At 67.9% G+C, this 11,164-nt stretch carries 1 protein-coding gene; it reads right to left on the bottom strand.

Annotation, left to right across the window (positions count from 1 at the left end; genetic code table 11):
- Positions 1 to 10,632, bottom strand: coding sequence for an SDR family NAD(P)-dependent oxidoreductase (locus VL52_RS23255; RefSeq protein ID WP_144410210.1), 10,632 nt, complete (start codon positions 10,630 to 10,632; stop codon positions 1 to 3).
- Between the last annotated feature and the right edge of the window lie 532 nt (positions 10,633 to 11,164).

Genomic DNA, 11,164 nt, shown 5'->3' with positions numbered 1-11,164 from the left:
TCAGACTTCCTTTGCAAGAAAACCACGCAAATCGGCGAGCACCAGCTGCCGCAGCTTGTCGGCGGCCAGACTGCGCGCGGGCGCGGACGGCCGCGAGGCCCCGTCCGCCTCGTTGCCGGACAGCAGCCGTCTCAGCCGCGGCGTCTGTCCTTCCATCACCAGCGTCTGCCCGCCGCCGGCCGCCAGGCAGTCATGCCAGGCCGCCAAGCCGGTTTCGCTGCGCATCGGCAACATGCCTGTCGCTTCCAGCATGCGGACCCGGGCCTTGGCCGGCAGTCCCATGCCGCCCTCTTCCCACAGCGGCCAGTTGATCGACAGCGTCAGCCCGCTGCGCAGCCCGGCCGCCGCTTGTCCGTTGCGCCAATGGGCGAATTGATTGAGGAAACCGTTGGCCGCCGCGTAGTCGGCCTGGCCGGCGTTGCCGAAAACGGCGCTGGCCGACGAGAACAGCGCCAGAAAATCCAGATCCAGCTCGCTGGTCGCGGCATCCAGGTTCGCCGCGCCGTCCACCTTGGGCGCCAGCACCCGCTCGAAATCCGCTCGGGTTTTGCCGGCGATCAGCCCGTCCCGGGTCATGCCTGCGCTGTGGATCACGCCATTGAGCGCGCCGAAACGGTTCAGCGTTTCAGCGATGGCGGCCTCGACCTGGGCAGGATCCGCCGGGTCCATCCGCAGGTAGGCCAGGCGAGCCGGCGGGACGGAAGCCTCCGCGGCCAGGCGTTTCAGCTCGGCCAACCTCTCTCCATCCTCGCCGCCGCGGCCGGTCAGCACCACGATGGCGTCAACGGCCCGCGCCAGGATGTCGCGGGCGAAGATGCGCCCCAGTCCGCCCAAACCGCCGGTGATCAGGTAGACGCCGCCGGCGCGCAAGGCCGGCGCGGCCTGCTTGGGCGCATCCGCCTCATGCCAGCGCTTGACGCCGGCCTCGCGGCCGGCGAACCGCAGCACGGCTTCGTCCGGCGCGGCGGCCGCCAACTTCAGCCTCTCGACCAAAACGGCCTCGGAGCAGGCATCGCCCAACAGCACCAGTTGCGCCGCCAGGCCGCCATGTTCCAGCCGGGCGCTGCGGACCAGGCCTTCCAAGCCGGCCAGCAACGCGCCGTCTCCGCTTTCCGCGACAACGATCTGGAACAGAATCCGCCCAGCCGGTTTGGCTCGCAGCAGGCGCTGCAGCCTTTCGAAGCAATCCACGGCGACTGCGCGGTAGCGCTCGGCCAAGCCGGCGTCGGACGGCATCGCCGCGTGCGAAGCGTCGTCGCAACCCAATTTGCCGGCCAGGCTGGCGGCATGGATCGCGGGCAGGCCGCACAACAGCAGCTCGCGGCGGCTGAAATCGCCCGCGGCCTTTCGGGCGGCCGCGGCAAGCGGCGTCCATGCGGGACGCGCCAGCACGCGCCCCACCTGCGCCCCGCGCAATACCGATACCGGCGCGCCGCGCTCGAGCGGGGCAGGCTCTATCCAATAGCGCTCTCGGGCGAACGGATAGCCAGGCAGATTCAGCCGGCGGCGATCCGCGCCGGCATGCAGTCCCGCCCACTCGACGCGGCGGCCCGCCACCCAGGCTTCGGCCAGGCGGCGCAAGTCGTCGCCGCCGCCGGGACGCAGCGCATCCTCTTCGGCCAGCTTGCGCGCCGCGCGGCCGCTCAGCAGGCCATCGGCCTCCCGCCCTCCCGCATACGCCTCCAGGCCGGCGATCCACTCCTCGCGGGTCGAGGCGGCCAGCGCCAGCCGTTCGTCCATTTCTTCGCGGCCCAATTGCAGCGTGTAGGCCAGATCGGCCAAATCGACATCATGCCGGCGCAGGTAGACGGCCAGATTCGCCGCGCTGGCGCGCAGCCGCTCATCGTTCTTGGCCGACAGCACCAGCAACTGCGGGCCCGCCGCCGCCGGACGGCGAGCTGACGGGACGTGCTCCTCAAGCACCACGTGGGCATTGGCGCCCCCCCAGCCAAAGGCGCTGACACCGGCCCGCCGCGGCAGCGCCTCGCCGCTTGCATTCCGCGGCGCGGCCCAAGGCGTGGTCTTGTCGACGATGTAGAACGGGCTGCCGGCCAGATCGATGTAGGGATTGAGCGCGTCGAAATGCAGCAGCGCCGGTATTTGCCGGTTGCGCATCGCCAGCAGCGCTTTGAGCATGCCGGCCATGCCGGCCGCCGGCTCCAGGTGGCCGATATTGGTTTTCACCGAGCTCAAGCCGCAGTGCGGCGCGGCCGGCGCCGCGCGGCCGTGTTTCGCGTACAGATCGGCGAAGGATTTCTTCAGCGCCTGGATCTCTATGGGATCGCCCAGGCTGGTGCCGGTGCCGTGGCATTCGATATAGCCGACGGTGGCGGGATCGATGCCGGCCTGATCGTAGGCGTCAGTCAGCAGTTCGATCTGCGCCTTGGGGTTGGGCGCGGTCAGATTGCTGACGCGGCCGCCGTGGTTTTCCGATGTGGATCTGACCACCGCGTAGATCGGGTCGCCGTCGGCCAGCGCCTTGTCCAGCGGCTTGATCAGCATCGCGCCCACGCCCTCGCCGCGCACATAGCCGTCGGCGGACTTGTCGAAAGTCTTGCACTTGCCCTCCGGACTCAGCATGCCGGCTGCGCTCAGCGAGATATGGGCGGTGGGCGTCAGCATCACCTGCACGCCCGCGACGATGGCCATCTCGCTGCTGCCGGTGTGGATGGACTCGATCGCCCGGTGCAAGGCCACCAGCGAACTGGAGCAGGCGGTGTCCAACGGCGCGCTCGGTCCGCGCAGGTTGAACAGGAAGGAGATGCGGTTGGCCAGGATGGAATGGGAATTGCCGGAGGCCGAATAGCCGTCCAGCGAAGCGCCGCTGTCGGCCAGCACATCCACGTAATCCTGCGAGGAGGCGCCGACGAACAGGCCGGTGCGGGTGCCGGACAGATCGGACATCTTGTGGCCGGCATCCTCTACCGCCGCCCACACGGTCTGGATCAGCAAGCGCTGCTGCGGGTCCATCATCTCGGCTTCGCGCGGGGTGATGCCGAAGAACAGCGGATCGAACTTGTCCACTTCTTTCATGAAGCCGCCCCAGCGCGAGTAGGACTTGTTGGCGTCCTTGACCGGCTCGCCGTGCACGTGTTCCCAGATCCAGCGGTCGCGCGGGATTTCCGTGACCAGGTTGCGCTCTCGACTGAGGCTGTCCCAAAAGGCTTGCAGGTTTTCCGACTGCGGCATCACCCCGGCGATGCCGACAATGGCGATGGGTTGCCGGGCGAAACGGTTGCCGCCGGCAGGTCTGTCCGCGGCGGGCGCGCGCCAGCCTTTGTCGATGCCGCTGAGCAACGCCGCAGGCTTGGCCGCGACGGGCTGCGAGGCCGCCGCCGCGCCGCCGTGTATGCGGCGCGCGGCGGCGGCGTGTTCGCCGCACAGCGCGTCCGCCACTCCGGCCGGCGTCGGATGCTCGAAGAACAGCACCGGGTTGACTTCCAGTCCATACGCCTCGTTGAGCGCGTTGGCGAAAGCGGTCAGGCCGATGGAGTCGAACCCCAGGTCCAGCAGCATGGCGTCGGTCGAATAGTCGTCGTCGCCCAGCTTCAACAGCCCGGTCACGATCGACTTCAGTTTCTCAGCGACCGCCGCCCGCAGCGCGCCGCCTCCCGTATCCGCCCCGCCGGCCTGGGTCGGCGCCGCCGCCCGCGGCGACAGGCCCCAGGCCTTTTCCAGCTTGTCGCGCACGCCGCTGACCACCGCGACCTGATGGCGCGGCGACGCCAGCGCCGTCTCGAAAGCCGCCAGGCCATCCTGAGTCGCCAGCGGCTCCATGCCCAGGTTGTGGCGGAACATTTTCTCGGTCTGCTCGTCCAGCCGCATGCCGCCCTCGGCCCACAACGGCCAATTCAGGCTCAGGCTGCGCCCCTGCCGCCGGCCGGCTTGCCGCTGCGCGTCGCGCCAGGCGGCGAAGGCATCCAGATAGTGGTTGGCGAACGCGTAATCGCACTGGCCGGCGTTGCCGCCTATCGCCGCCAGCGAAGAGAACATCGCGAAGAAGTCCAGCTCGCCGTCGCCGACGGCGCGGTCCAGATGGAAGGCGCCCAGAACCTTGGGCGCGAGCACCGCGTCCATGTCTTCCCGCGTTTTCTTGCGCATCAGCGAATCACGCAGCACCCCCGCGCCGTGCAGGATGCCGTCCAGCCGGCCGAATCGGGCCCGGGCAGCCTCCACCGCCGCGCGCGCGCCATCCTCGGTCGCCACATCGGCCTGCAGATATGACGCCTCGCCCCCCTTGGCGCGCAGCGCTTCCAGCATGGCTTCCAACTCTGGAGTCGGCGCGGAACGGCCTGTCAGCGTCAGCCTGGCGCGGCAGCGCTCCGCCAGATGTCCGGCGAAGATCAGACCCAGCCCGCCGGCGCCGCCGGTGATCAGATAGGAGCCGCCCTGCCGCAATGCCGGACGGCCGGCATCCGCCGCATCCAGCGACAAGCGGCGCAGAACGCGCGCCTGCCGGCCGCCGCCGGCGTAACGCACGGCCTTGTCCGCCGCCGTGGCGGCGCTGAATTCCGCCATCGCCGCCGCTAACGTTTCGTCGGCGTCGAACGCGTCCGGCAATTGCAGCGTCTTGCAGGACAACTTGGGGTTTTCCAGCTCCAGCGAACGGGCGAAGCCATGAATCCCCTCATTGTGCGGCTGCGTTCCATCGCCCTTATGCAGATACAGCAGTTGCGCGGCGGCGGGCTTGCGCTCGATCAGCGCCTGGCACAGCCACAGCATGCCGCCCACGCCGCGGTCCAGGGCCTGCCGCAACCCGGCTTCATCGCCAGCCTCTCCCGCCGGCCAAGCGTAGCAAATCCTTTCCAAAGGCCAGCCGGCCTCCGCCAGCGCGGCCAACGCGCGGGCAATGTCCTGCGGCCGGGACGCATCCACCTCGTAGACATGATCCCCGGCTTCGGCGTAGCGGTCGGCGCGCAGAACCAGCGCGGCATTCAGTCCGCGGCGGATGCATGCCTCGAACAGCGCCCGATCGGTGTCGAACAGCACCAGCCGGCCGGGGACGGCATCCGCGCGCTCCGCGTCCAGCGGTGCGGCCTGCCACTCGCAGCCGTAATGCAGCATCTCGAACGCTTCGGCCGGCGCGGCCCGGACGACGGGTTTGTCGTGCACACTGGCCAAGGGCACGCCGACGGTTTCATGGATGCGCACCAGCACGCGGCCATCCTCGTCGACGATGGCCACCTCGTCGCGCGCGACGCCTGACGCGCCGCGGCTGCCGTAAACCACGTGGCTGTAGCAAACGCGCGACAGCGGGCGGCGCATCTCCACCTCGCCCAACGAGTACGGCACCCTCGCCTCTCCGGATGCGCCCAGCAAGGCCGCCACGCCGGCCTGCATCGCCGCGTCCAGCAAGCTGGGATGCAGCGGCAGGCTGTCGAAGTCGGCGGCGCAGACTGCGGGCAGCTCCAAGCGGCCCAGCGCCTCGCTGTCGCCGCAGCGCACCTCGGAAAGCACGCGGAAGCCGGGGCCGTAGGCCATGCCGGCGGCGGCGAAAGCCGCGTACACCTCGCCGGCGGCCAGCGTCCGGCCGCAGCGGGCGCGGATGGCGTCTAGATCTATCCTTTCCTCGGGCGCGTCGCCGCCGTCGGCGTAGAACAAGCGGCCCTGGGCATGCAGCTGGCGCGACTCGCCGCCGCGCACTTCGAAGGCCACCGCCTCGCCGTCAGGCTTCAACTCGACGAAAGCCTCGCGGCTGCCGCCGTCTTCCAATGCCAGCGGGCTGACCCAGGTGACGTTGCGCAGCCGCGCCACCGGACGGCCCGCGGCCAATTCGCCGGCTTTGCGCGCCAGCTCCAGATAAGCGGTGCCGGGCAAGGTGGGAATGCCGGACACCACGTGGTCGGCGAGGAAGTACTCGCCGGCGCGGAAGGTCTTGCGGAAGAGCTGGCGCTCGAAGGTGGACTCGTTGCTGTCCAGCAGCGGATGCAGCGCGGCTTGCGGCGCGCCGGCCGCCGCGGATTTGTCGCGGGAAATCCAGTGCCGCTTGTCGGCGAAAGGATAGGTCGGCAGCGACACCCGGCGGCCCTCGCTTTCGATGCCGCGGCAATCCGGCAGCAGGCCCTCCAGCCACAATTGCGCCAGTTTGCGCGGGTCCCGGCTTGCGGACAGCAGGCCCACCAGCTGCTCGGTCTCCCTTCGGCTCAACAGGCGAGCGACGCCCTCGGCGCTGCGCGCGTTGCCGCTCAGCGCGTCCGGGTCGGCTCGCCCGGAGGTGAAAGCCTCCAGCTTGTCCGCCAGAGACGCCGCGCTGTCAGCCAGCACCGCCAGCCGATGATCGAAGGATTTGCGGCCGCGCTGCAGCGTGTAGGCGATGTCGGACAGGTTGAGCCCGGCATCGCCGCGGCGCAGGTGCGCGGCCAGCCGCCCGGCCATCTGCCGCAGCTGTTCCTCGCTGCGGGCAGACAGAGGGAATACCCTCAGGCCGGCGCTTTCCGGCCGCGTCGGCTCATCGGGATACTGCTCCAGCACCACGTGGGCGTTGGCGCCGCCCGCGCCGAAGGAGCTGACCCCGGCGCGCAGCGGCGCGCCGTCTTTGGGCAGCCACGGCGCCAGCTCGCGCTGCACCTGGAATGGCGACGCGGCGAAATCGATGTGCGCGTTCAGCGTCTCGGCGTGCAGCGACGGCGCGAGCTGGCGGTGCTTGATCTGCAGCAGCGCCTTGCTGACGCCCGCCACGCCCGCGGCGGCCTCCAGATGGCCGATATTGGTTTTCACCGAACCTATCGCGCAGCTCTGGGCCGCCTGGCCGGCGAAGGCATGGCCGAGGCCGGCGATCTCCACCGGATCGCCCAGTTCCGTGCCGGTGCCGTGCGCCTCGATGTAGCCGATGGAGGATGCGTCGACGCGCGCGCGGCTCAGCGCCTCGGCGATCAATTCGCCCTGAGCCTTGGGATTCGGCACGGTGTAGCCGCCGGAGCGCCCGCCGTGGTTGACGGCGGAGGCGCGGATCACGCCGTAGACCTGATCGCGGTCAAGCAATGCCTGATCCAGCGGTTTGAGCAACAGCGCGCCCACCCCTTCGCCGGCCACATAGCCGTTGGCTCCGGCGCCGAAGGTGCGGCATACGCCGTCGGGGGACAAGGCGCCGCCGGCCTGGTTGATGTCGAATTTGTGCTGGTGCGCATCCAAATTGACGCCGCCGACGATGGCGCTGGCGCAATCGCCGTTGCGTATCGCCTCGCAAGCCAGATGCAGGGCGGTCAGGCTGGACGAGCAGGCGGTGTCCACCGACAGGCTGGGCCCGTTCAGGTTCATCCAGTAGGACACGCGGTTGGCAATGCTCCACTGGAAGGAATTGGGGTGGACCTCGGCGCCGGCCAGCTTGGCTTCCACGCCGGCCACCTGGTACATCGCCCACACCGCGCCGACGAAGACGCCCACTTTGCGGCCGCCGTCCGGCCCGCCGAGGATTTCCGGATAATAGCCGGCGTCTTCCACCGCCTCCCAGGCCACCTCCAGGAACAACCGTTCCTGAGGATCCAGCATTTCTGCTTCGCGCGGCGAAATGTTGAAGAACAGCGAATCGAAACGGTCGATGCCGTCGATGAAGCCGCCGTGGTAGGCGCGGTTGAAAACGCGGCTGGCGCGCAGGGCCAGCCGCTCTGCCGGCATCTCGGTCACGCAGTCGCGGCCCTCGCGCAGATTGTCCCAGAACTCGGCCAGCGTACCGGCCTGCGGATAGCGTCCGGCCATGCCCACCACGGCGATATCGCCCGCGGCGCGCGTGGCGACCGGTGCGGACGCCATCGCCGATGAGGCCTCCGCGCGCGCTTCGGGCGCAGACGCCGCCGATTCCGCGCCAGGGCGGAGGCGGTGGTAGCGGATCAGGCCATGCTCGGCATGCATGTCGCCGGCGGCGGCCTGCTTGCCGCCGACCGGCTCGACCTCGGGAATATTCGCCCGCTCGCGGAAGGCCTGGGCCAGCCGCGCGGCCAGTTCATCGATTTCCGCCGCTTTCAGCCCCAGGGGCACAGCCAGCCTGACCATGCCGCCCAGCGGCCCGTTCTGTCGCATGCCGGCGCTGTGCGCGCCGGCGCGGATGCCCGTGCTCAAATACAACCAGGCTAGGAAGGATGGCAGCGGATGGGCGAAGCCGGAAAACTCAGGCATGCGCGCGACATCGACGACCACGCAATGGCCGCCGGCCGGCGACATGATCGGCGCGCCGGCGTTTTTCAGCGCCTGCCACAGTTTTTCGGACGACTCCACGCGGCGCGCGGCCTGAGCGGATGCCCAATCGCTTTCCGCCAGCGCGTGCCCGACGAGTTTTTTGTCGAGCACATCCAATCCGCCGCCATCGCGCCGCTGCTGCTCCTGCAGTCGCCGAAACAGGCCTGCGTCCCTCACCGCGACCACCCCGCCGCGGTTGACGCCAAAGTCCTTGGCCAGCGAGGCTGTGACAATATCGGCGCAGTCCAGTATTTCGCGCGCCAGCTCCCAAACATCGCGCCCGGTCTGGCCAGTTTCTCGCCGAATCAGCAATAACGCGTTTTCCAGCACCCGGGTGGCGTCGATCACCAGCGCGATGCCATGCGCCGACAGCAGCTCCTTGACCTTCTTCAAGTGGGACAGCGCGGCGGGCTGGCCGCCGCAGGCGTTGTTGCACACCTCCACGCAGACGAAGGCGATGTCCCCGGCATGGTCAGCCGTCTGCGCGCGTAGCGCGTCCCAATCGAGATTGCCCTTGAACGGCTCGTCCGCATCCGGCTGCAGCGCCGCCGGGTGCGGCAGCTCGCAGGGTTCGTAGCCCTGGTCTATCTGGTGGAACAGTCCCGACGGAAACAGCAGGTTCTCCAACACGCGGCCGCGTTTCGGCCATGCCTTGCACAACAAGCTCTCCGCGGCGCGGCCGGACTCGGCCGGCAAACAATACTCGAAGCCCAGCAGCCGCTTCAGTTCGGCTTCGATATTGGCCGGTTGCTGCAACTTGGCGCGAAGATAATCAATGCGGCGGCTCACCGCCGGGGTTTCCAGCTGCGCCCACGAGTCGGTCCGCAGATCGAATTCCACCTGCGCCGCCGCCAGATTGTGCGGATTGAAGCCGCAAGCCTCCAGGGCGCGGACCCGCTCGCCATCCAGCCGCGCCGCGCCCTGCGGCGCTGTGCCGGCCGCCACCTCGGCCTCCGTTGCGGCAGGCCGGATGGCCGGCGGATCCATCGCGATGACAGGCTGGGCCATCGCCTCGCTTGCGCCGGACGCAGACAGATTATGATTCTCGTCGTCCGGGGTCTGGGCCCGTTCCGGATCGGCGATCATCAAGATAATGTCGATCACATTGTCGGCGCGGCCGCTGTCAGCCGGACGGCTCAGGTAGATGGTGCGGTTTTCCGGACGGAACTTGTTCTTGAATTGCAGATTGCCTTCGTCGTTGAAGATGCCCTGGCGGTGCAAGTCGTCCAGGATGCGATCTACCTCCGGATCGGCGTTGCCGCTGCCCTCCAGCCGGCAGCCGTAGGTGCCGCCCAGGCTGAGCATGTCGCAGCCTTCTTGCGCCAGAGCGCCGATGATATTGACTATCGCGAATTCCAGGCCGCCCAGCGGCATGTCCTTCGGATAGAACTCCAGATCCATCAGGTAGCCTTTATGTTCGGCTGCGCTCATCGCCGAGATCAGGATCACGTTTTGCAGCGCGCCGTCCAAATAGGTCAGGAACAAGCGATGCTGCGCATCCAGGCGGCCGGCCAGGATTTCCTCGCGCACGATGCGGATCAGCGGATTGACCATGGGCTTGGCTTCGCACCAGCGATCAATGACAGCCGCGATCTCGCCATCCACCTTGGCGTCCGTTCCACAGCGGTACTCGACCGTGCGCCCCTCGCCGGCCTTCTCGAATTTGGATACCTGATAGCGCAGCCGGCGCATCGCGCCGCCTTCCAAAGTGAACGAACCGATGTCCAGCACCCGCTGCACCACGCCGAAAGGCGTGGAGGAGAACGCCGTCTCGCCCACCGTCTCCACCGGCGCGTCGGTCAGCATGTTCAGCTGGTAGCCTCGCGATTCGCAGTAGCGATGGAATTCGGCGGCAAGATCCGCGAAATGCTCCGCCGGGCCGGTGTAGGCGTAGGCCATCACCAGCTCCTTGTAGCGGCCGTAATGAAAATAGCCGCGGCGGGCCGCGCCGATGAACAGATTGGGAGCGATGTTGCGGGTGCCGCGGGATACGCTGCCTTCGTTCTTGTGTTCGGCGAACAGCTTTTCCATCCGCGCCTGCAATTCCGGATGCGCGGACAGATTCTTTTCCAGCATGCGTATGCTGTCGGCCGGCATCGCCGGCGCCGCCGCGCTTGCGGTCGGGAACGCGCTCGCAGCGGCAGGCTGCGCAGCGACAGAAGCGCCGCATTTTTCAGCCAGCGCCGCCGCGTGACGGCTGACGAAATAAGCGGCCAGCAATTCGATATTGAAGTGCTCGAACAGCAGGGTTTTCGGCAAGGTGCCGAAATCGCACTCCAGCCGTTTGATGACTTTCAGAATGCGAAAGGAATCCAGGCCCAACTCGCCGAATGGCGCGGCAATATCGAATGAAGCCGAGGAGCCTGCCGCCGCCTCCGCCGATTCCGCGATCGCGGCCTGCAAATAGGACTGGGCCAGCTCCTGCAAATGTTCATTATTGAACTTTTCAATCTCAGCCATTTCGACGGACACCCCAATGTTCAGGAATGCGAAGCGCGCTCAGCGTTCGCATCGCAGCGATGGCGACAAATTGTCACGGCCGTTCCCCGATAAAACCGGGTCCGGCCGGCGTCGATCCATTCAGCCGCTTGCCATGCGCATGGGTTTTACTGACGCAATTGGCGCGACGGATCGATTGCCGGCGACTATAGCAAAGCGGCATCCCCCGCCATCCGGATAGGCGAACCAGGGGAATCAAATGCGAATGCGCGATATTTCGCCTCCATCCGCCGCGCTTCCCATTGCCCGGAGTGAAAAAACAAAGCCGGGATATATTGAGCCGCATGCCGGGAGTGGCGTTTCCAACGGTCGAAACCATGCCGGCCATCGAATCGGCTTCGTCTGCGGGATTTCGCCGGAAGCCGGAAGCGGAAATCCGTCCTTGTTTCGCCCCTGCGGTTTGTCCTTCAGCCTGTCAGCCATCGCCCAACCGGCGCCGGCTCGGAGGAGAGGCCGGACAAGATCAGCGGCCTGCCCTGGCAAATCCTCACGC

The organism is Chromobacterium vaccinii, assembly GCF_000971335.1.
In the GTDB taxonomy this organism is placed as follows: domain Bacteria; phylum Pseudomonadota; class Gammaproteobacteria; order Burkholderiales; family Chromobacteriaceae; genus Chromobacterium; species Chromobacterium vaccinii.
Note: the sequence above shows the minus strand (reverse complement) of the source record. Positions and strands in the feature narration are given on the sequence as shown.

Excerpts from the sequence above, each read along its gene's own strand:
- VL52_RS23255 (WP_144410210.1), bottom strand. The coding sequence starts at position 10,632 with ATGGCTGAGATTGAAAAGTTCAATAATGAACATTTGCAGGAGCTGGCC.